Origin of the sequence: Mycobacterium sp. IS-3022 (assembly GCF_001500065.1) — a bacterium.
Classification (GTDB): Bacteria; Actinomycetota; Actinomycetes; order Mycobacteriales; family Mycobacteriaceae; genus Mycobacterium.
In genome coordinates, this window is sequence record NZ_LQIN01000001.1 from 220,850 (window position 1) to 240,721 (window position 19,872).

Here is a 19,872-nt window from a genome sequence, read left to right on the forward strand (position 1 = left end):
CAGCCCGACCAGCAACCACGACACAAGGGTGAAGTAAACACGCCGAAGGTCTCAGCAGGATCACGAATTGTCACCGGTCCGCAGTACCGGTGTCGGCGCGTCTCAGTACGCTGGCTTTCGTGACCGTGGGTGAGACGTCGGCAAAGAAGTCGGGCGCGGTGAAGCGGGCCCGGAACCGGGACGGCGAAACGCGCATCGGTCTGGTTCGGCGCGCGCGCCGGATGAATCGCGCGCTGGCGCAGGCGTTTCCGCATGTGTACTGCGAGCTGGACTTCACCAACCCGCTCGAGCTGACCGTCGCGACGATCCTGTCGGCGCAGAGCACCGACAAGCGGGTCAACCTGACCACCCCGGCGCTGTTCAAGAAGTACCGCACCGCACTGGACTACGCGAAAGCCGATCGCACCGAGCTGGAGGAGATCATTCGGCCCACCGGGTTCTACCGCAACAAGGCGAATTCACTCATCCGGCTCGGCCAGGAACTCGTCGAACGGTTCGACGGTCAGGTGCCCACGACCATGGAGGAGTTGGTGACGCTGCCCGGCGTCGGACGCAAGACCGCCAACGTCATCCTCGGCAATGCGTTCGGCATCCCCGGCATCACCGTCGACACGCATTTCGGCCGGCTCGTCCGCCGGTGGCGGTGGACCACCGAGGAGGATCCGGTCAAGGTCGAGCACGCCGTCGGTGAACTCATCGAGCGCAGCGAGTGGACCGACCTCAGCCACCGGGTGATCTTTCACGGCCGCCGCGTCTGCCACGCGCGCAAGCCGGCGTGCGGTGTCTGCGTGCTGGCCAACGACTGCCCATCGTTCGGTATCGGACCGACCGACCCCCTGATCGCCGCGCCGCTGGTCAAGGGCCCCGAAACCGAACACCTGCTGGCTCTGGCCGGGCTGTAACCCGCCGGCCGTCGACTGACCGTGCGTACCTCGACTCGTTGGACCGTGGTGGTCCTCGTGGCCATGGTGGCGCTGGGGTGGGCCCTGTGGGCGCAGTTGGATGACGACGCTCGGTCTCCCGAGTCGCCGTCGCAGACCAGCGCGCGGGATCGGCGCGACGCCGACACCGCCGAGGCGCTGGCCGGGCCGCGGGCGCGAGCCGATCTGCCCGGGTGCCCGGCGCCGAGTGCGGGGCCGGGACCGGCAGCTCTGCACGGCATCACCCTGGAGTGCGCCGGCAACGGGGAGCCGGTCGACGTCGCCAAGGCGGTCGCCGGCCGCGTCGTCGTGCTCAATCTCTGGGCGTACTGGTGCGCGCCCTGCACCGAGGAACTGCCGGCGATGGCCGAATACCAACGCCGGATGGGTTCGGCGGTGACCGTGCTGACCGTGCACCAGGACGAGAACGAGACCGCGGCGCTGCTGCGACTGGCCGAACTCGGCGTGCGGTTGCCCACGCTGCAGGACGGCAGGCGGCTGATCGCCGCCGCATTGCGGGTGCCCAACGTCATGCCCGCAACCGTGGTGCTGCGCGCGGACGGTAGCGTTGCCGACGTCCTGCCGCGCTCGTTCACCAGTGCCGACGAGATCGCCGCAGCGGTGAACTCACAGATTGGAGCGGCGCGGTGAGTTGGGTCGACGAGGACAGCGGGCTGACCCCCGACGCCGCCCCGCCGTGGCTCAAGCCGCTGTTGGACAACGCCGCCGACGTCAAGCAGGTCTACCGCCGTCGGGTGCCGCCCGAACTGCTCGCCATGGTCACCGCCGAACGGAACCAGCTCGGAGCGCCGCCCGCCGGACGCGAAGCGGCGGTACTGGTGCTGTTTTCCGGCCCGGCCGACACGCAGACCGGCGGCTTGCCCGAGGACGCCGACCTGCTCGTCACCGTCCGCGCCGCGACACTGCGCCACCACGCCGGCCAGGCCGCCTTCCCGGGCGGCGCATTCGAAGCCGGCGACCACAGCCCGGTGCAGACCGCACTGCGGGAAGCCAACGAGGAGACCGGCGTCGACGTCGGGCGGTTGCACCCACTGGCGACCATGGAGCGGCTGTTCATCCCGCCGTCGGGTTTTCACGTGGTGCCCGTACTGGCCTACTCGCCGGACCCCGGGCCGGTGGCCGTCGTCGACCAGGCCGAGACCGCGCACGTCGCCCGCGTCCCGGTGCGGGCGTTCGTCAACCCCGAGAACCGAATCATGGTGTATCGCAGCGCCAACACCCGCCGGTATGCGGGTCCGGCGTTTCTACTCAACGAGATGCTGGTGTGGGGGTTCACCGGCCAGGTGATCTCGGCGATGCTCGACGTCGCGGGCTGGTCCCAGCCGTGGAACACCGACGACGTGCGCGAACTCGAGGACGCAATGGCGCTCGTCGGCGGCGACGCCGGTTACGGTGATGGACAACCATGACATCGTCACAGTGGGTGGACTTCGCGGTCCTCGCAATCGCCTTCGTCGCGGGCATCTCGGGCTGGCGCTCGGGTGCGCTCGGGTCGATGCTGTCGTTCCTCGGTGTGGTGCTCGGCGCGGTCGCCGGGGTGCTGCTGGCACCCCACCTGGTCGAGCACATCGACGGCCCGCGCACCAAGCTGTTCGTGACGCTGTTCCTGATCCTCGCGCTGGTGGTCATCGGGGAGATCGCGGGCGTCGTGCTGGGCCGGGCGGTGCGCAGCGCCATCCGCAACCGCACGCTGCGCGCGGTCGACTCGCTGGTCGGCGTGGCGATACAGATTGTCGCGGTGTTGGTGGCGGCGTGGATGCTGACGTACCCGCTGCAGTCCTCCGACCAACCCAACCTGGCGGCCGCGGTGCGTGGCTCGAAGGTGCTCAAAGAGGTCAACGACGCCGCACCGGACTGGCTGCGCTCGGTGCCGACGCGTCTTTCGGCGCTGCTGGACACTTCGGGTCTGCCCGACGTGTTGCAACCGTTCGGCCGCACCCCGATCGTCGCCGTCGACGCACCCGACGCCGCGCTTGCCGCCGACCCGGTTGTGGCCGCGACGCGGCCCAGCGTGGTCAAGATCCGCGGGGTGGCGCCGGGATGCCAGAAGGTGCTGGAAGGCACCGGGTTCGTCGCCGCGACCAATCGCGTGATATCGAACGCGCACGTGGTCGCCGGTTCGGAAAGCGTCACCGTCGAGGCCGACGGACAGACCTACGACGCGTACGTCGTGTCTTACGACCCACAGGCAGACATCTCGATCCTGGACGTGCCGGACCTGCCCGCGGCCCCGCTGCCGTTCGCCGACACCCCGGCCACCACGGGCACGGACGCGGTGGTGATGGGCTATCCCGGCGGCGGTAACTTCGTCGCCACGCCGGCGCGCGTCCGCGAGATCATCGAGCTGAGCGGCCCCGACATCTACCGCACCACCACGGTCGAGCGCGAGGTCTACACGATCAGAGGCAGTGTGCGCCAAGGAAACTCGGGTGGGCCGATGATCGACCGGGAAGGCCGCGTACTGGGCGTGGTGTTCGGCGCGGCGGTCGACGACGCCGACACCGGTTTCGTGCTGACCACCAACGAGGTGTCCCATCAACTCGCCAAGCTGAACAACAGCGAACGGGTGCCGACCGGCGCCTGCATCACCTAACCGTAAACGTGCCTCAGGAACCGGGACAGCTGCTCGGTGACCGGTCCAGGCGCCTCCTCATGGGCGAAATGCCCTGCGCCGGCGACGGATACGTAGCGGCCGTGCGGCGCGTAGCGCTGTGTGCGGTACACGGGATCGGCCAGCACGTAAGGGTCGGCGTCTCCGCGCAGATGCAGCACGGGCACATTGATCGGGCGCTTCATGGACCGCATGAACCGACGCCCTTCGCCACGCAACTGGCTGCGTACCGCCCAGCGCTGGTATTCCAACGCCGAGTGCGCGGCCCCCGGAATCTGGATCGCCTGCCGCATGTGCGCGATGGTCTGCGAGAAGTCCTCGGAGGCAACCCATTTACCACTCGACCGGCTGCGGACGAGGCGTTCCAGCTCCTCGGCATTGTGCCGGGTGAGCGAACGCTCGGGCCACATCGGAACCTGGTAGCTCAGCATCGACGGCAGCAGCGCGCGGCCCTGGTCACGGCGCCGCAGGGCGGAGGCTCGCAGCGCCACCGGATGCGGTGAGCTGACCACCGCGATGGCGCGGACCGCGCGGGGATGCAGCACTGCGGTGGCCCAGCACACCAGGCCGCCGTCGGCATGCCCGACCAGCGTCGCGGTGCTGTGGCCGAGCGCGCGCACCAACCCGGCGGTGTCGCCGGCCAGCGTCCAGCCGTCATAGCCTCGCGGTGGTTTGTCGCTGGCCCCGTAGCCGCGCAGGTCGACGGCGACCACGCGAGCACCGGTCAGCCCTCGGAGCTGGTGACGCCAGGACCACCAGAACGAGCCGAATCCGTGCAGCAGAATCACCAGCGGTCGCTCGGTGGCCGGAGCCGCAGCGGCGGCATCAGACGTCGGCGAGCGGTGTGCGGCGTCGGACTCCGCTTCGACCACATGGAAGCGAATCCCGTTGGCGTGCACCTCGAGATGACGCCACGGCCCGTCGATGCGGACGACCGACGGAGCGGGTGGGGGCACTTACCAGCCCGACGGATCGGCCGTCGACGCCGGTTTTCCGTCACCCGCCGCCACCGCCTTGGCCTTGTCATGGCCCGGCGTCAGCGCTTCGGGGATTTCCTTGACCGATTCGATGGTCTTCTGCGGACCGCGGATGCGTCGCACCTTGAGGTAGCCCAGCAGCGCGAACACCGCGGTGACCATCACCATCAGCCCGAACACGATCAGGTACGCCGCCCACTTCACCAGCCACAGATCGAGCAGTTCGCCGAGGAAGAAGAAGAAAAAGAACGTCGAGTAGAACAGCACGACCAGCGCGAGGACGAAGAAGACGCTGCCGGTGAGACCCTTTTTGACGTCGCGGGTGATCTCGGCCTTCGCCAACTCCACCTCGGCCCGCACCAGCGTGGAGACCTGCGCGGTCGCATCCTTGACGAGGTCACCGATGGACGGGTCGGCCTTCGGGGCATGCGGGTCGACCAGCGGTATCGACGTCACAGTGGTCGGCGCGCCGTTCCTGCGATCGCTCACGACAGTTCCTCCCGCACTCAGGTCTCGGTCGCGACTCATGTTGCCATGTGGCGTGCGCTGAAACGATGCCGGTCGGCGATAGACTGACTCGATCCAAGGCAGGGCAGGTCGGGGCGCGTCGATAGGGGAAACGTTCACGTGAAGACCAGCGGCCTCCGCCTGAGCCGTCTCGCCGCGACCATCGCCGTCGCCGCCGCCCTGCTCTCGACGCCCGCCGTGGCACAGGCCCAGGAGCGGGTTCCGCTGGGCGGCGGCTCGGGCCTGGTGGTCAACGGCGAGACGCTGTGCACGCTCACCGCGATCGGCACCGACAACCGCGGCAAGCTCGTCGGCTTCACTTCGGCGCACTGCGGTGGCCCAGGTGCCCGAGTCAGCGCCGAGGGTGCGGAGGCGGCCGGTGTGGTTGGCACGATGGTGGCGGGCAACGATGCGCTCGACTACGCGGTGATCGAGTTCGACCCGCAGAAGGTGCGCCCGGTCAACAACGTCAACGGGTTTCAGATCGACGGACTGGGGCCGGACCCGGTCGTCGGCGACGTCGCCTGCAAGCTCGGCCGCACCACCGGTTACTCGTGCGGCGTGACGTGGGGTCCCGGCGAGCAACCCGGCACGTTCATCAACCAGGTTTGCGGTCAGCCGGGCGATTCGGGTGCGCCGGTGACGGTCAACAACCGGCTGGTCGGCATGATCCACGGCGCCTTCTCCGAGGAATTGCCGACGTGCATCATCAAGTACATCCCGCTGCACACCCCCGCGGTGAACATGTCGTTCAACACCCAGCTCGCCGACATCACGGCCAAGAACCGGCCGGGAACGGGTTTCGTCCCGGTGGGCGCCGCCGGTTGAGCTGACGTCTACTTGCTGGCCCGGATCGCCTCGAACACGCTGGGATCCACCAGGGTTGACGTATCGCCCAGTTCGCGGCCCTCGGCGACGTCGCGCAGCAACCGCCGCATGATCTTGCCGCTGCGGGTCTTCGGCAGTTCCGGCACCACATGAATCTCCCTGGGGCGGGCGATCTTTCCGATCTCCTTGGCCACCTGCTCGCGCAGTTCGGCGGTCATCTCATCGTCGTCGCGGTGTTGAGCGTGTGACTCGAGGATGACGAACGCGCAGATGCCCTGGCCGGTGGTCTCGTCGCTGGCGCCGACGACCGCGGCTTCCGCCACACCGGAGTGGCCCACCAACGCCGACTCCACCTCTGTGGTCGAGATGCGGTGGCCGGACACGTTCATCACGTCGTCGATGCGGCCGAGCAGCCAGATGGAGCCGTCCGAGTCGACACGCGCGCCGTCACCGGCGAAGTACCAGCCCTTCTCGGCGTACCGGGACCAGTAGGTCTCCTTGTAGCGTTCCGGGTCGCCCCAGATGCCGCGCAGCATCGCCGGCCACGGCTGATCGAGCACCAGGTATCCGGTGACGTGCTCGGCCTCGTCCGCGCCCGGAACGAGTTCGTTGCCTTCCTCGTCGACGATCTTCGCCGAGATTCCCGGCAACGGCTGCATTGCCGACCCCGGCTTGGCTGCGGTGACACCGGGCAGCGGAGAGATCATGATGGCACCGGTCTCGGTCTGCCACCACGTGTCGACAACCGGAGTCTTGTTGCCGCCGAACGCATCCCGGTACCAGCGCCATGCCTCCGGGTTGATCGGCTCGCCGACCGAGCCGAGTAGTCGCAGACTGGACAGGTCGTGGGCGTCGGGGATTTCGCGGCCCCACTTCATGAACATCCTGATCAGGGTGGGCGCCGTGTAATAAATTGTGACGCCGTACTTTTCGATGATCTCGAAATGCCGGTGCTCATTCGGTGAGTTCGGCGTGCCCTCGTAGACCACCTGGGTGCATCCGTTCGACAGCGGGCCGTAGACAATGTAAGTGTGTCCGGTGACCCAGCCGATATCCGCCGTGCACCAGTAGATGTCGGTCTCCGGCTTGATGTCGAAGACGTTGTGATGGGTGTACGACGCCTGGGTCAGGAAACCACCGGAGGTGTGCACGATGCCCTTCGGCTTGCCGGTGGTGCCCGACGTGTACAGCAGAAACAACGGATGCTCGGAGTCGAACGCCTCCGGGGTGTGCTCGGGTGACGCCGTGTCGACGGTTTCGTGCCACCACAGATCGCGACCGTCCGTCCACGGAATGTCAATCCCCGTGCGGCGCACCACCAGTACGTGCTCCACCGACTTCTGCCCTTCACAAGCCTCGTCGGCAGAGTCCTTGAGCGACACCGCCTGACCGCGCCGGTACTGCCCGTCGGTGGTGATCACCAGCTTCGCCTCAGCGTCCTCGATGCGGGCCTTCAGCGCAGACGCCGAGAATCCGGCGAACACCACCGAATGGAGTACGCCCAACCGGGCGCAGGCCAGCATCGCCACGATCGCCTCGGGCACCATCGGCATGTAGATGGCGGCGCGGTCACCGGCCACCAAGCCGAGGTCGGTCAGCGCATTGGCTGCTTTCGAGACCGCCGCCAGCAGATCGGAATAGCTGATCTCGCGGCTGTCGCCGGGCTCACCCTCCCAACGGATCGCGACCCGGTCCCCGTTGCCGGCTTCGACGTGCCGGTCCACGCAGTTGTACGCGACGTTGAGCTTGCCGCCGACAAACCACTTGGCGACGGGAGCGTCCGACCAGTCCAGAACGTCAGTGAAAGCCGTTTCCCACGTGAGCCGGTTCGCTTGTTCGGCCCAGAACGCCAACCGATCCTTCTCGGCCTGCCGGTACATCTCCTCAGTGGCGTTGGCCTGCTCGGCGAACTCGGGCGGAGGGGGATAGACGGACGGACCGTGGGCGTGCTGTGCGGTGGTGTCGGTCATATCTGTGAGGGTAGTCACCGGCTCGGCGGCGCACATATGCATGTCACAGACCAGCCTCGTCGGAGGCGTTTGCGGGTGAACGGCGCGGCTCGCCGGGCCGACGGTCGGCTAGCGTGTGCTGCCGTGACGGGTGGCTTCTCGAAAGACCCCTTGGCGCCGCTTGCCGACCTGCCCGGCGTGGCGGAGGCAGCCGAGGAGGCGCGCGAAGCGCTTGGCCGAGCCCATCGGCACCGGACCAACCTGCGCGGCTGGCCGAGCAGCGCCGCAGAGGCCGCTCTGCGCGCGGCCCGGGCGTCTTCGGTGCTGGACGGCGGCGCGCTGCAACTGTCCGACGACGGCACGGATCCGGTGCTGGCCGGCGCGCTGCGGGTGTCCGAAGCCGTGGAAGGCGGTGCAACGGCGTTGGTCGGGGTGTGGCAACGAGCCCCACTGCAGGCGATCGCCAGGTTGCATGCGTTGGCGGCCGCGGACATCGCCGATGACGATCGGCTGGGCCGACCGCGCACGGACGCCGACGTCGGCACGCGGCTGGCGCTGTTGGCCGACATCCTCACCGGAGGTACTCGGGCGTCGGCACCCGTGCTGGCCGCCGTCGTGCACGGCGAACTCCTCACGCTCGCACCATTCGGCGTCGCTGACGGTGTGGTGGCCCGCGCGGCGTCGCGGTTGGTGACGATCACCACCGGACTCGATCCGCATGGCCTCGGCGTGCCGGAGGTGTACTGGATGCGCCAGTCGGGCGATTACGCCGCTGCGGCGCGGGGCTTTTCGTCAGGAACGCCCGACGGTCTCACCGCGTGGATTCTGCTGAGCTGCCGCGCCCTGCACGCCGGCGCCCGTGAGGCACTGTCGATCGCGCAGGCCGCGTCGTCCTGAGCCGTCGCTGCAACACCGACCATTCCGACGACCAGCAACGCAAAGCGGGCGACGATCCGAACGTCGGTTCGGCGCGTCGCCCGCTAGCACGGACACCGGTTACCAAGCGTGCTCTCATGGGTTGCGTGGGTGGCCTCGGCGTCTTGTCGATGCGCTTCGACTTCGGCCCCACCCAAAGGGCCACTCTAGTCGTCCGCTCTTCGCAAATACGCAGGCCCGCAACACTTTTGCCTATTCCGCGGCATGTGCTCCGCGTGGGTGCCGGGATCCGTGCTGGGGAGCCTGAAGTGGGAGATCCGAGCCTTCTCTTCCGGCTCGGTCTTGGCCTCTCCAAGCTTCCGTGATTCCTTTGTACCCCGTGACGGCGGTCACATCAAGGGTCAAAATCGGCGGTAGTCCGGATCGTTACGCGCGTGTTGGCTAATTCGCGAATCCTCGGCTAGAAAGCGAAGCGCCGCAACAGTGAATAGGTCAGCGCGCCGGCCGCCAATGCGCTCACACCGACCGCCGCAGTGGTTGCCATGGCGGCGCCGGACGGTGCCGGGATCCGGTCCCGCAGCGACACCGGGTTGGAGAAGTTCAGCACCGGCCATCCCCGCGCGACGGCTTCTTTGCGCAACGCGCGATCTGGGTTAACCACGCTCGGGTGGCCGACGACCTCGAGCATCGGCAGATCGGTGATCGAGTCGGAATAGGCATAGCAGTGCTCGAGCGCGTATCCCTCACGTGCCGCCAGTTCCCGGATCGCCGCCACCTTGCCCTCGCCGTAGCAGTAGAAGGCGATCTCGCCGGTGTACTTGCCGTCCTCGACGACCATCCGGGTGGCCATCGCGTGGGTGGCGCCCAACGCCCTGGCGATCGGTGCGACGATCTCCTCGCCGGAAGCCGAAACCATGACCACATCGCGGCCGCACAACTTGTGGTCGGCGATCAACTCGGCCGCTTCGGCGAACACCAACGGGTTGACGATGTCGTGCAGTGTTTCGCCGACGATCGCCTTCACCTGCTCGACGTCCCAGCCCGCGCACATGTTGGTGACGTACGCGCGCATGCGATCCATCTGATCGTGGTCGGCGCCGGACATCAGGAACAGGAATTGGGCGTAGGTGGACTTCAGCACTGCCCGCCGATTCATTAGCCCTTGCTCGAAGAAGGGTTTGCTGAAAGCCAGTGTGCTGGATTTCGCGATCACCGTTTTGTCGAGATCGAAGAAGGCGGCGGTGCGGACCGGACTGCCCGTCGGGACGCCCGTTTGCCGAGTGTTCGAACCCCCGGCCGCCGGCTCGGATACGGTCACAGCGCCAGCATAGGGGCCGCCGCGTGACAATCGGCGGGCGACTGTACAAAGTGGCAGGTTATGACACCTGTCGGCGGCCTGACAATTCCGTAAAGCGGGGTGTTTCCCGACGCAACCAGCACTTGCGCCGCCGACGACTGGCGTGTGTATAGTGAGCGTTACCCGGCTTATGTCGGGGGTGCATCAGCCCGACCCCCCGGGGCTGATACACGACGACCTCCGCCTCCTCCCCCCCTGGCGGGGGTCGTCCTTTTTCGGCAGCTGTTCGCATTCCGGATACGTGTTGCCATTCCAAAGAGTTGCGGAACGTTGTTTTCGGTTGGCCGGTTTCCGCCGTTATCCCCATGATGGAGTTCATCCACAGACTGGGGCTTGGCGCTAGCGCCCCCCGAACCGTCGGGCGCAGGCTCGACCCGTGGCTTCGTTAAGTGGATATCTCGCGTTGGTCGACGACCCTGCGCTCCGCGACGACGTCGACCGGGTGTGCGCGGCGGCAGGCGTACCGGTGGTCCACGCCATCGAGCCGTCCAGTCGCAAGGTCTGGACCGACGCGGCCGCGATCGTGCTCGACGCGACGGGTGCCCAGCGATGTGCGGCGCGCGCACTGCCGCGCCGCACCCGCGTCGTGCTGGTGGGCCGCGTCGAACCGCGCGCCGCCGACTGGCAGGCGGCGATCGCCGTGGGCGCCCAGCGAGTGCTGACCCTGCCCGCACAGGACGGCGAGTTGATGGCCGAGTTGGCCGAGGCCGCCGAGCGCGTGCACGACGACGGCAGCCGCGGCGCGGTGGCGGCTGTCATCGCCGGCCGGGGCGGCGCCGGTGCATCGGTCTTCGCGACGGCGCTGGCGCGGGTCGCCACCGATGCGCTCCTGCTCGACGCCGATCCGTGGAGCGGCGGCATCGATCTCGTGGTCGGCGGCGAAGCCGAAGCTGGCCTGCGCTGGCCTGATCTGGAGCTGCGGGGCGGGCGGCTCAGCTACGCGGCACTGCGCGATGCGCTTCCGCGGGTGCAGGGCGTGAGCGTGTTGTCGGGCAGCCGAGGTGGCGGGGACGTCGATGCCGCTCCGCTGGAAGCGGTGATCGACGCGGGCAGCCGCGGCGGCGCAACCGTGGTGTGTGACGTGCCGAGGCGATCGACCGCGGCCGCCGAGACCGCTCTGGCGGCAGCGGATCTCGCCGTAGTGGTGGCGTCGGCCGATGTGCGGTCGTGTGCGGCGGCCGCCGTCGTCGCACGGTGGGTGTCGACGGTGAACCCGAACGCGGGCGTGGTGGTGCGCGGTCCGTCGCCGGGGGGATTGCGATCGGCAGAGGTCGCCGGAATCGTCGGGCTTCCGCTGCTGGCGGCGATGCGTCCCCAACCCGGTTTGGCCGCAACCCTCGAGCGCGGCGGGCTGAAGATCCCGCAACGGTCGCCGCTGGCCTGTGCGGCACGGAAAGTGCTCGCTGTGTTGCAGCAGCATCCGGGGGTTTCTGCCGCATGAGTGACTCGTTGATCGACAGGGTGCGCGAGCGGCTCGCCACCGAGTCGGCGCCGTTGCGGCCGACGGTGGTGGCCGCGGCGATCCGCGCGGAATCTGGCGGGTTGCTCGGCGACAGTGAGGTGCTCAGCGGGCTGCGCCTGCTGGAGACCGAGTTGACCGGCGCAGGTGTGCTCGACCAGCTGCTGTGTGCCGAGGGCACCACGGACGTCCTCGTCACCGCGCCGGACGCGGTGTGGGTCGACGACGGTAACGGGTTGCGCCGCAGCCCGATCCGGTTTCCGAATGAGGACGCCGTGCGCAGGCTTGCGCAACGGCTCGCGCTGGCCGCGGGACGGCGCCTCGACGAGGCTCAACCATGGGTCGACGGCCAGTTGACCGGGCTGGGGGCCGGCCAGTTCACGGTCCGTCTGCATGCGGTCCTGCCGCCGGTCGCCGCCGCGGGAACGTGCTTGTCCCTGCGGGTGTTGCGGCCCGCCACCCAGGATCTGGCGTCGCTGACCGCCGCGGGCGCCATCGAACCGGCCGCCGCGTCCCTGCTCGACGACATCGTTCGAGCCCGGTTGGCGTTCCTGATCTCCGGCGGCACCGGGGCGGGCAAGACGACACTGCTGGCCGCAGTCCTGGGCGCGGTTGCCGGGACCGAACGCATCGTCTGCGTCGAGGACGCCCCGGAACTCGCTCCGGCACATCCGCATCTGGTGAAACTCGTCGCGCGCTGCGCCAACGTCGAAGGCGCAGGCGAGGTGACCATGCGGGATCTGGTCAGGCAGGCGCTGCGGATGCGGCCCGACCGCATCGTCGTCGGCGAGGTACGCGGCGCCGAGGTGGTCGATCTGCTCGCTGCGCTCAACACCGGTCACGACGGCGGTGCCGGTACCGTCCACGCCAACAGCCCGGGCGAGGTCCCCGCCCGCCTCGAGGCGCTGGCCGCGCTCGGCGGTCTCGACCGGGCCGCGCTGCACAGCCAGCTTGCAGCCGCGGTGCAGGTGGTGATCCACGTCGACCGTGACCGGGCGGGCAAGCGCCGGCTCAGTGAGATCGCATTCCTGACGGCTGGGCTGGACGGCCAGGTCCGGGTTTCGACGGCGTGGCACCTCGAGCGCGGCTTCGGTTGCGGCACCGAGCGATTGCGGGACCTCCTCCGGCAGCGGGGCGCGTTGTGAGCGGCGCAGCGCTGGCCCTTGCGCTGGCGCTTCTGGTCGCACCCGGCCCGCGTCGGCGGTCGATCCGCGTGTACGAGGGAGGCGACCGCCGGTCGAGGCGGATTCCGGTCGCACCTTGGCTGGCGATCGGCCTGCTCGCGTTGCTTGCGGTTGCCCCGTTCGGGGTCGTCGTGGCGGCAGCGATCGCCGCGCTCACCGGTGAGGCCCGCCGGCGGCGCCGGCGCAGGCAGCGAGAACGCAAAGCGGAATCGGAAGCACTGGAGGGTGCGCTGGACGTCCTGGTCGGCGAGCTGAGAGTCGGTGCGCATCCGGTAGCCGCATTCGACGCGGCCGCAGCGGAAGTCGACGGCGTCGTCGCGGCGTCGCTGCGAACGGTGGCAGCCAGAGCACGGATGGGCGCCGACGTCGCAGCCGGGCTACACAGCGTGGCGGGCCGGTCAGCGATGCCCGCACACTGGCAGCGACTCGCGGCCTGTTGGCAATTGGCTCAGGCGCACGGCCTCGCGATCGCGGCACTGATGCACACCGCACACCGTGACATCGTTGCGCGGGAACGGTTCTCGGCACAGGTGAATGCCGGGATGGCGGGTGCACGCACCACCGCCACGGTGCTCGCGGCGCTGCCACTGCTCGGGGTGGGGCTCGGCGAACTGATCGGTGCCGAACCGCTGCGCTTCCTGTTCACGGGTGGCCAGTGGCTGCTCGTCGTCGGAGTGACGCTGACCTGCCTGGGCCTGACCTGGTCGGACCGGATAACCGGCGGGGTGGTCAAATGACGCTTGCGGCAGTGCTTCTCGCCGGCGCGTTGCTCGTCGGTGGCGTTGACAGCCGGGCGCGGGTTCGCGGCACTCCGGTCTCATCGCGGGGGATACCCGATGGAGGCGGGCCAGGTGATCCGCTGGCGTTCGCTTCGACGCTGGACGTGCTGGCCGCCTGCCTGCGTTCGGGGATGGCCGTGTCTAGTGCCGCGGCCGCCGCGGCCCCGTCGGCGCCATCACATTTGGCGCAGTTGTTGCTTCGCGCTGCAGACCTGCTGGCGTTGGGCGCCGATCCGTCGACTGCATGGGCGACTCCGGCCGACGCGGACCGCCACGCCGACGCGCTGCTGCGGTTGGCGCGGCGCTCGGCGTCCTCCGGAACGGCGCTGGCGCAGGGCGTGACCGAGTTGGCGGGCCGGTCGCGTGACGACGCCGCTGATGCGGCCCGTGCCGCTGCCGAGCGGGCGTCGGTCTTGATCGCCGGCCCGCTGGGCGTGTGCTACCTCCCCGCGTTCGTGTGCCTGGGCATCGTGCCCGTGGTCGCCGGCCTGGCCGGTGACGTGCTGCAGTCGGGGATCTTGTGAAGGGTATCGAGTGGGGAGAAAAGATGAAGGTGCGCAAGCGGATTCGTGCGTTGCAAGCACGACTGGCATTGTTGATGGTGGAGGAGGACGGCATGTCGACCGTCGAGTACGCGATCGGCACGATCGCCGCCGCCGCGTTCGGCGCGATCCTGTACACGGTGGTCACCGGCGACTCGATCGTCAGCGCCTTGACCAACATCATCAGCCGCGCGCTCAACACCAACGTCTAGCCGGTGAGCGTGGCGGCGCCACGGTCGAGGCGGCGTTCGCGGTGGCCGCACTGGTTGCGGTGCTCATCATGTGTGTGGCCGGTCTCGCGGCGGTGTCGACGCACATCCGCTGTGTCGACGCCGCCCGCGAGGCGGCACGGCTCGCCGCCCGGGGCGACAACGGCGGCGATGTGGTACGGAATCTCGCGCCCGAAGGCGCCGCCGTGCTCATCCGCCGCGACGGCGCCTTCGTCGTCGCCACCGTCACTGCGCGGTCCGCGATGCTGCCGGGACTCACCGTCGAAGCGAAAGCGGTGGCGGCCGTGGAACCAGCTTCACGCTGACGACGGTTCGGCAACCCTTGTCGCAGCGGCGATGATCGCCGTGCTGCTGACGATCACCGTCGGCGCGGCGTATCTCGGCGTGGCGGTGGCAGCGCGCCACCGCGCTCAGGCGGCCGCCGACCTGGGCGCCTTGGCCGCTGCCCACCGAATCGCCACGGGTGTGGATGCGGCGTGTGCATCGGCGGCCGAGGTCACCACCGCGATGCGGGCCAACATGACTCGGTGTGAGGTGGACGACCTGGATGTGGTTGTCGCCGTCGATGTTTCGGTCAGGCTGGGCCGACTCGGACTGGGCCCTGCCCGCGCGGTCGCCCGTGCCGGACCAGGGGATCCGGTGGGCTAAGGCTCGTCTGCGTGCCGACCCGCTTGCGTAATCTCCGTGGCGCTGGGCCGACGCAGCGTTGCCAGCGCCGCGTAGACGTCGTCGTCGAGTTCTACCCGGTTCACGGTCACATGCACCGGCGTCCATTCGCTGTCGCCGACCCCGGTCATCCGCAGCACACCGGTGGCAACGCCGGTGCTGAATTCGGTTGCCATGCGCTCCATCTCGGCCCGATCGGCAGGGTGCACCGCATGCTCTCCCGCCAGGCTGACCCGCCAGTCGAAGAACGGTGCGGGCTCGTCGAGCCACTTCAGCAGGGTCCAGTTCGCCGGGTCCACCAGCGCGCGGTGCACCCCAGGCTGGGCCAGCCCGTTGAGGATTCGCTGCGCGAGGTGGTCCTGCGGCGGCGCGGTCTCTTCGTGCTCACTTCGCCAGTTCATCGCCCGGCACAGCAGCCGATCGGGGCCGTCGTCGCGTGGCTCGACCACCGTGCGCGTGACGAACCCGACGGTGATCGGCTCACCGCGATAGTCGGTGACGTCCCATGTGCTGCAGAACGTCGTGCCCGGCTCGCGTTTGATCGCCATCGTCAGCACCTTGGCTTCGCTCGGGTTGAGCTCACGCATCGGCAGATCGTCGGCGAAGGTGCGGTTCTGCGTCGGTTCCTTGTCTGGATCCCATCCGCTGTTGAACAGCGATTCCTCGGTGTTGGTGGCGGTGCCGGTGCCGAGATCCCACAACAGCGGTCCAGGCACAGGCCGCTGCGGGGGTTCCATGTCCGGCGGCCCGATCCAGATGTGCACGCCGTGGATGCGGCCGTCGGTCATCTGCACCACCTCCGTGCGGATGACGCGATCGTTCTTGGGTGTGATGCTGCTCAGGCCCTGTCGCGCCCGCACGGTTTCGCCGATGGCGGTCTGTACGGCCATCAGGTGAGGGTTACGCCGCAAAAACGCACCGACCGGAATCAAATTCTGGGTTCGATGGCCCTGCGCGACCACGACGGGCTCGCTGCCCAGCGTCTCCACGAGCAGCCAGTCGTGGGTCATGGTGACACTTTACCGGCGGCCGTGGGGGCCTCCGGGGTGACAGGTGCGAAATTCGTTGCGATTCGGCGACGTCACGACTTCCGGGGTGTCTCATCGCCCGCCTCGGGAGTTGCAACCGCCTCATCAACGAGGTAGCTTTCGTCTGCGCCCGGCTTCCGGGATTGGGAACGGATCGCGTCGTTCGGCCGTTCCCCGCATGGTTCGCGCTCGGTGGCCAGTTCACGGCCCCGATGGCGGGCACCGTGGGGGGCGATCGTCGAGGGGTCGATCGCCCCCTTCGCACGGTCCGTCAGGGCGAGTCGCCGGAAATCTCGCGGAGCACAAGGCGCAACACCCGCACCGCGCCGTCCTTGTCCAGCGGGTCGTTTCCGTTGCCACACTTGGGCGACTGCACGCAGGACGGGCATCCCGCGGGGCATTCGCACGCCTCGATCGCATCGGCCGTCGCCGCCCACCAAGTGGCAACCCTACGGAATCCGCGGTCGGCGAAGCCCGCACCGCCGGGGTAGCCGTCGTAGACGAAGATCGTCGGCAGTCCCTGCACCGGCCCGACCGCCGTCGACACTCCGCCGATGTCACCACGATCGCAGCTGGCGACCAGCGGCAGAAGGCCGATCGCCGCGTGTTCGGCGGCGTGAAGGGCGCCGGGCACCCGAAGTAAGTCGAGGCCGTTGTGCTGCAACGCCTGTGGAGTGATCGTGCACATCACCGCGGTGGTGTCCAGCGTGCGGGTGGGCATCTCGAGTTCGACGAAGTCGATCACCTCGCCCGTCAGGCGACGGCGCAGATAGCCGATCACCCTATTGGTCACCGAAACCGGCACGAGTCCAACGGTCACCGGGCCGAACGCTTTTCGCTCACCCTCGCCGGTGACCGAGATGTCGGCCACTTCCCGGGCGGAGGTGGTGTAGCCCGGATCGTCCGCGTGCACGAACGCCACGCCGTCTTCGAAGTCGAGGGAGTCGACGACGTAGCTCTCGCCCTGGTGCAGATACACGGCGCCGGGATGCACCGAGGCGGGCGCCTGACCCGCACCCGTGCTGCCCACCATGCGGCCGGTACCCGCCTCCAGGATCGCGATCTGTCCGCCCGACCCGCCGCGGATGTCGACGGCCGGATGCGGATCCATGCCGGGGGTGGGAAAGTAACCGCTCGACCGGCGGCGCAGCAGTCCGTCGTCGACGAGGGCTCCGGCGACCGCCTCGGCGTTCCACATCCGCACCTCGGCATCTGTCAGCGCCAGTTCGGTCGCCGCACACAGCAGTTGCGGCCCAAGCACATACGGGTTCGTCGGATCGATGACGACGCGTTCGATCGGCTTGTCCAGCAGTGCGGTCGGGTGGTGCACCAGGTAGGTGTCCAGCGGATCGTCGCGGGCGATCAACACGATCAGCGCGCCCTGTCCCCGACGGCCCGACCGGCCGGCCTGCTGCCAGAACGATGTCACGGTGCCCGGGAAGCCGGCGAGTACAACGGCGTCCAGACCGGCGATGTCCACGCCCAACTCCAGGGCGTTCGTCGTCGCCAGCCCCCGCAGCTCCCCGTCGGCCAGGGCGCGTTCGAGCGCGCGGCGGTCTTCGGCGAGGTAACCGGCGCGGTAGGACGCCACCCGGTCGGCGAGATCCGGCGCCCGCTCCTGCAGCCGGGCCCGCGCGCCGAGTGCCGTCAGTTCGGCGCCCCGGCGGGACCGCACGAACGTCAGCATCCGGGCGCCTTCGGCGATCAGGTCGGCCATCACGCCGGCGGCCTCGGCGCCCGCCGAACGCCGTACCGGGGCCCCGTTTTCGCCCATCACGTCGTCGAGCAGCGGGGGCTCCCACAGTGCCACGGTGCGGGCCCCCTGCGGCGAGCCGTCCTCGGTCACTTCGACGACGGTCTGCCCGATCAGTTCGGAAGCCGTTTCCGCGGGTGCGGCCGTCGTCGCGCTGGCGAAGATCACCGTCGGCATGCTGCCGGTGGCCGAGTACCGCGCGCACAACCGCAGCAGCCGTCGCAGCACCATCGCCACGTTCGAGCCGAAAATGCCTCGGTAGTAATGGCATTCGTCGATGACGAGGTAGCGCAGGTGGCGTAGGAACACCGCCCAGCGGGCATGGTTGCGCAGCAACGACAGGTGGATCATGTCAGGGTTGGAGAACAGCCAACGCGACCGTTCGCGCGCGAAACGCCGCACGTCACCGGGACTGTCGCCGTCATAGGCGCACGGCGCGACGTCGGGTAGCGGCACAGCCTCGGTGAGCGCCACCGCGGTTCGGAGTTGGTCGTGGCCGAGCGCCTTGGTCGGCGACAGGTACAGCACCCGCGCCCGCGGATCCGCTTTCAAGTCCGTCAATATGGGCAGTTGGTAGGAAAGCGACTTGCCCGATGCCGTGCCGGTGCACAGCACCACGTGGCGGCCGTCGTGGGCGAGCTCCGCCGCGGCGAGCTGATGTGACCACGGGGCCTCGATGCCCCGATCAACGAACGCCCGCACCACATCTGGGTCGGCCCAGCGCGGCCACCGCTGCGGTCGCCCCTGGCGCGGCGGAATATCAGCGACGTGGCGCAGCGGATTCTGCCCGCCGTGCCCGGCGCCTTCGACCGCGCAAGCGAGCAGCTCGCGGCCGAAATCAGCCATCGATCGTCCTCCCTGAATGCTCCGTTGGAGTGAATTGTTCCCCACTTACCAGCGCCGAGACTGTACGCAGCAGTGACGAACGTGATTGACTTAGCGCGGTCGCAGCTTCTGTGTTCGTGTATCAGCACTCGCAGGAACGACGTTGCGATCGCGGTTCCTGCGAGGGTTGTAGGTCGGGTCGAGTTCCGAGCTTCCACGAAGGAGAGCGGTCGGAACGGGCCCGGTGTACCGAAACACGGTGGACCGCACCCGGTGAATAAGAGAAGGAAACAACAGGAAATGCCACAGGGAACTGTGAAGTGGTTCAACGCGGAGAAGGGCTTCGGCTTCATCGCCCCGGAGGACGGCTCCGCCGACGTTTTTGTCCACTACACGGAAATTCAGGGCAGCGGCTTCCGCACCCTGGAGGAGAACCAGAAGGTTGAGTTCGAGGTTGGCCAGAGCCCCAAGGGGCCGCAGGCCACGGGTGTTCGGGCCGTCTAGCACGACCAACACGATCTGAGGGCAACACCCCGCGCGCATCCGAGACCGGTTGCCGCGGGGTGTTCGCCATTCCGGCGCGCCACGGGCCCGGCCGACACGGTAGATGTCGACGGCTGCCTTACTGTCGATTCGTGAGCCAGCTGTCGTTCTTCTCGGCGGAGTCGGTGCCCCCCGCGGTCGCCGACCTCACCGGGCTGCTCGCCGCCCCCGGCCAGGTGGTACTGGTCGGTGCGGGCACCCAGCAGGGTGCGCGGCTGTCGGTCGTCGTCGACCAGATGTGGCGCGCCGAGGCCATCGCAGAGATGATCGTCGAGGCGGGTCTGCAGCCGGAGATCTCCCGCACCGACGAGAACAACCCATTGGTGCGTACCGCGGTCGACTCGCGGCTGGTCGCCATCGCGGCTGATTGGACCCGTGGAGCCGTCAAGACCGTGCCGCTGCAGTGGCTGCCCGGACCGCGGGAACTTCGGGCCTGGACGCTGGCGGCGGGGACGCCGGAGGCGGACCGGTATCTGCTCGGACTGGACCCGCATGCGCCGGACACCCATGCGCCGCTCGCGTCGGCGATGATGCGGGTCGGGATTGCCCCGACGTTGATCGGTACGCGAGGCTCCCGCCCGGCGCTGCGGATCAGCGGTCGCCGGCGGCTGTCGCGCCTGGTAGAGAACGTGGGGGAACCGCCCGGCCACACGGAAGCGTTCCACCAATGGCCGCGCATTTGACGGCCGTACCGAGGGGGGCCAGTTTGCGTCGGCTCGCGTGGGGTGCGAAATTGTCAGTTGCCGACGGGGTCGACGAGCCGCCGAGTGCGGAATCCGGCGCTGTGGGCGACTGAAGAAGTGGAGCGTAAGCAAAA

General features: G+C 68.8%; 21 protein-coding genes. 15 read left to right on the forward strand and 6 right to left on the reverse strand.

The annotated features are described in order from the left end of the window. The first annotated feature begins 221 nt into the window (after positions 1-221). Genes nth through marP form a run of 4 tightly spaced genes read left to right on the forward strand, consistent with a single transcriptional unit; the run spans position 222 to position 3,534 of the window. Positions 222-902 (forward strand): endonuclease III, encoded by a 681-nt coding sequence (gene nth / locus AU188_RS01055; protein ID WP_172799372.1) that lies wholly within the window; start codon positions 222-224, stop codon positions 900-902. Positions 903-923: 21 nt separating this feature from the next. After that, complete coding sequence (locus tag AU188_RS01060; protein ID WP_059161853.1) at positions 924-1,571, forward strand: TlpA family protein disulfide reductase; 648 nt, start codon at positions 924-926, stop codon at positions 1,569-1,571. Next, positions 1,568-2,350, forward strand: coding sequence for an NUDIX hydrolase (locus AU188_RS01065; RefSeq protein WP_059161854.1), 783 nt, complete (start codon positions 1,568-1,570; stop codon positions 2,348-2,350). Before AU188_RS01060 ends, AU188_RS01065 begins: the two co-directional genes overlap by 4 nt. Next, positions 2,347-3,534: an acid resistance serine protease MarP gene (marP, locus tag AU188_RS01070; protein ID WP_059161855.1), complete on the forward strand. Its 1,188-nt coding sequence runs from the start codon at positions 2,347-2,349 to the stop codon at positions 3,532-3,534. The genes AU188_RS01065 and marP overlap by 4 nt, the downstream gene beginning before the upstream one ends. Here marP and AU188_RS01075 read toward each other — a convergent pair. Then, positions 3,531-4,508, reverse strand: a complete 978-nt coding sequence (locus AU188_RS01075) for an alpha/beta fold hydrolase (RefSeq protein WP_059161856.1) — start codon at positions 4,506-4,508, stop codon at positions 3,531-3,533. The genes marP and AU188_RS01075 overlap by 4 nt on opposite strands. Further along, a complete protein-coding gene (locus AU188_RS01080; RefSeq protein ID WP_059161857.1) occupies positions 4,509-5,018 on the reverse strand; it encodes a phage holin family protein in 510 nt (169 codons plus the stop codon). A 138-nt stretch (positions 5,019-5,156) separates the two neighbouring features. Here AU188_RS01080 and AU188_RS01085 point away from each other — a divergent pair, with 138 nt between their 5' ends. After that, on the forward strand, positions 5,157-5,864 hold the full coding sequence (locus AU188_RS01085) for a S1 family peptidase (RefSeq protein WP_059161858.1): 708 nt from the start codon (positions 5,157-5,159) through the stop codon (positions 5,862-5,864). 8 nt (positions 5,865-5,872) lie between these two features. Here the strand turns inward: AU188_RS01085 and acs are convergent, their stop codons facing one another. Beyond that, positions 5,873-7,834 carry an acetate--CoA ligase gene (acs, locus tag AU188_RS01090; protein ID WP_059161859.1) on the reverse strand — a complete coding sequence of 654 codons (1,962 nt, stop codon included), beginning with the start codon at positions 7,832-7,834 and terminating at the stop codon, positions 5,873-5,875. 123 nt (positions 7,835-7,957) lie between these two features. On the opposite strand from acs, the gene AU188_RS01095 reads away from it, so the two are divergent. Then, on the forward strand, positions 7,958-8,710 hold the full coding sequence (locus AU188_RS01095) for a Fic family protein (protein WP_059161860.1): 753 nt from the start codon (positions 7,958-7,960) through the stop codon (positions 8,708-8,710). A 439-nt stretch (positions 8,711-9,149) separates the two neighbouring features. On the opposite strand, the gene AU188_RS01100 is transcribed toward AU188_RS01095, so the two are convergent. After that, complete coding sequence (locus AU188_RS01100) at positions 9,150-10,007, reverse strand: HAD-IB family hydrolase (RefSeq protein ID WP_059161861.1); 858 nt, start codon at positions 10,005-10,007, stop codon at positions 9,150-9,152. A gap of 415 nt (positions 10,008-10,422) precedes the next feature. On the opposite strand from AU188_RS01100, the gene ssd reads away from it, so the two are divergent. From ssd to AU188_RS24790, 7 genes are read left to right on the forward strand one after another with little or no spacing between them, the layout of a single operon-like run. After that, positions 10,423-11,487 (forward strand): septum site-determining protein Ssd, encoded by a 1,065-nt coding sequence (ssd, locus tag AU188_RS01105; protein WP_059161862.1) that lies wholly within the window; start codon positions 10,423-10,425, stop codon positions 11,485-11,487. Next, complete coding sequence (locus AU188_RS01110; RefSeq protein WP_059161863.1) at positions 11,484-12,650, forward strand: TadA family conjugal transfer-associated ATPase; 1,167 nt, start codon at positions 11,484-11,486, stop codon at positions 12,648-12,650. Before ssd ends, AU188_RS01110 begins: the two co-directional genes overlap by 4 nt. Beyond that, entirely contained in the window at positions 12,647-13,426 is a 780-nt protein-coding gene (locus AU188_RS01115) for a type II secretion system F family protein (protein WP_059161864.1), read from the forward strand. The genes AU188_RS01110 and AU188_RS01115 overlap by 4 nt, the downstream gene beginning before the upstream one ends. Beyond that, entirely contained in the window at positions 13,423-13,992 is a 570-nt protein-coding gene (locus AU188_RS01120) for a type II secretion system F family protein (protein WP_059161865.1), read from the forward strand. Before AU188_RS01115 ends, AU188_RS01120 begins: the two co-directional genes overlap by 4 nt. Before the next feature lie 23 nt (positions 13,993-14,015). Beyond that, positions 14,016-14,222, forward strand: a complete 207-nt coding sequence (locus AU188_RS01125; RefSeq protein ID WP_059162250.1) for a DUF4244 domain-containing protein — start codon at positions 14,016-14,018, stop codon at positions 14,220-14,222. Positions 14,223-14,263: 41 nt separating this feature from the next. Beyond that, positions 14,264-14,545 (forward strand): TadE family type IV pilus minor pilin, encoded by a 282-nt coding sequence (locus tag AU188_RS25675; protein WP_353612103.1) that lies wholly within the window; start codon positions 14,264-14,266, stop codon positions 14,543-14,545. 31 nt (positions 14,546-14,576) lie between these two features. After that, positions 14,577-14,888 (forward strand): Rv3654c family TadE-like protein, encoded by a 312-nt coding sequence (locus AU188_RS24790; RefSeq protein WP_059161866.1) that lies wholly within the window; start codon positions 14,577-14,579, stop codon positions 14,886-14,888. Here AU188_RS24790 and AU188_RS01140 read toward each other — a convergent pair. Both AU188_RS01140 and AU188_RS01145 read right to left on the reverse strand, forming a co-directional pair. After that, a complete protein-coding gene (locus tag AU188_RS01140; protein ID WP_059161867.1) occupies positions 14,885-15,916 on the reverse strand; it encodes a PAS domain-containing protein in 1,032 nt (343 codons plus the stop codon). The genes AU188_RS24790 and AU188_RS01140 overlap by 4 nt on opposite strands. Before the next feature lie 289 nt (positions 15,917-16,205). Next, positions 16,206-18,533, reverse strand: a complete 2,328-nt coding sequence (locus tag AU188_RS01145; RefSeq protein ID WP_059161868.1) for a DEAD/DEAH box helicase — start codon at positions 18,531-18,533, stop codon at positions 16,206-16,208. 279 nt (positions 18,534-18,812) lie between these two features. Here AU188_RS01145 and AU188_RS01150 point away from each other — a divergent pair, with 279 nt between their 5' ends. Both AU188_RS01150 and AU188_RS01155 read left to right on the forward strand, forming a co-directional pair. Next, positions 18,813-19,016, forward strand: coding sequence for a cold-shock protein (locus AU188_RS01150; protein ID WP_006243848.1), 204 nt, complete (start codon positions 18,813-18,815; stop codon positions 19,014-19,016). Between the two features lie 131 nt (positions 19,017-19,147). Beyond that, entirely contained in the window at positions 19,148-19,738 is a 591-nt protein-coding gene (locus tag AU188_RS01155; RefSeq protein WP_059161869.1) for a hypothetical protein, read from the forward strand. Positions 19,739-19,872: the final 134 nt, after the last annotated feature.

Excerpts from the sequence above, each read along its gene's own strand:
- AU188_RS24790 (WP_059161866.1), top strand. The coding sequence starts at position 14,577 with ATGATCGCCGTGCTGCTGACGATCACCGTCGGCGCGGCGTATCTCGGC.
- acs (WP_059161859.1), bottom strand. The coding sequence starts at position 7,834 with ATGACCGACACCACCGCACAGCACGCCCACGGTCCGTCCGTCTATCCC.
- AU188_RS01150 (WP_006243848.1), top strand. The coding sequence starts at position 18,813 with ATGCCACAGGGAACTGTGAAGTGGTTCAACGCGGAGAAGGGCTTCGGC.
- marP (WP_059161855.1), top strand. The coding sequence starts at position 2,347 with ATGACATCGTCACAGTGGGTGGACTTCGCGGTCCTCGCAATCGCCTTC.
- AU188_RS01140 (WP_059161867.1), bottom strand. The coding sequence starts at position 15,916 with ATGACCCACGACTGGCTGCTCGTGGAGACGCTGGGCAGCGAGCCCGTC.
- AU188_RS01125 (WP_059162250.1), top strand. The coding sequence starts at position 14,016 with ATGAAGGTGCGCAAGCGGATTCGTGCGTTGCAAGCACGACTGGCATTG.
- AU188_RS01145 (WP_059161868.1), bottom strand. The coding sequence starts at position 18,533 with ATGGCTGATTTCGGCCGCGAGCTGCTCGCTTGCGCGGTCGAAGGCGCC.
- AU188_RS01120 (WP_059161865.1), top strand. The coding sequence starts at position 13,423 with ATGACGCTTGCGGCAGTGCTTCTCGCCGGCGCGTTGCTCGTCGGTGGC.
- nth (WP_172799372.1), top strand. The coding sequence starts at position 222 with ATGAATCGCGCGCTGGCGCAGGCGTTTCCGCATGTGTACTGCGAGCTG.
- AU188_RS01110 (WP_059161863.1), top strand. The coding sequence starts at position 11,484 with ATGAGTGACTCGTTGATCGACAGGGTGCGCGAGCGGCTCGCCACCGAG.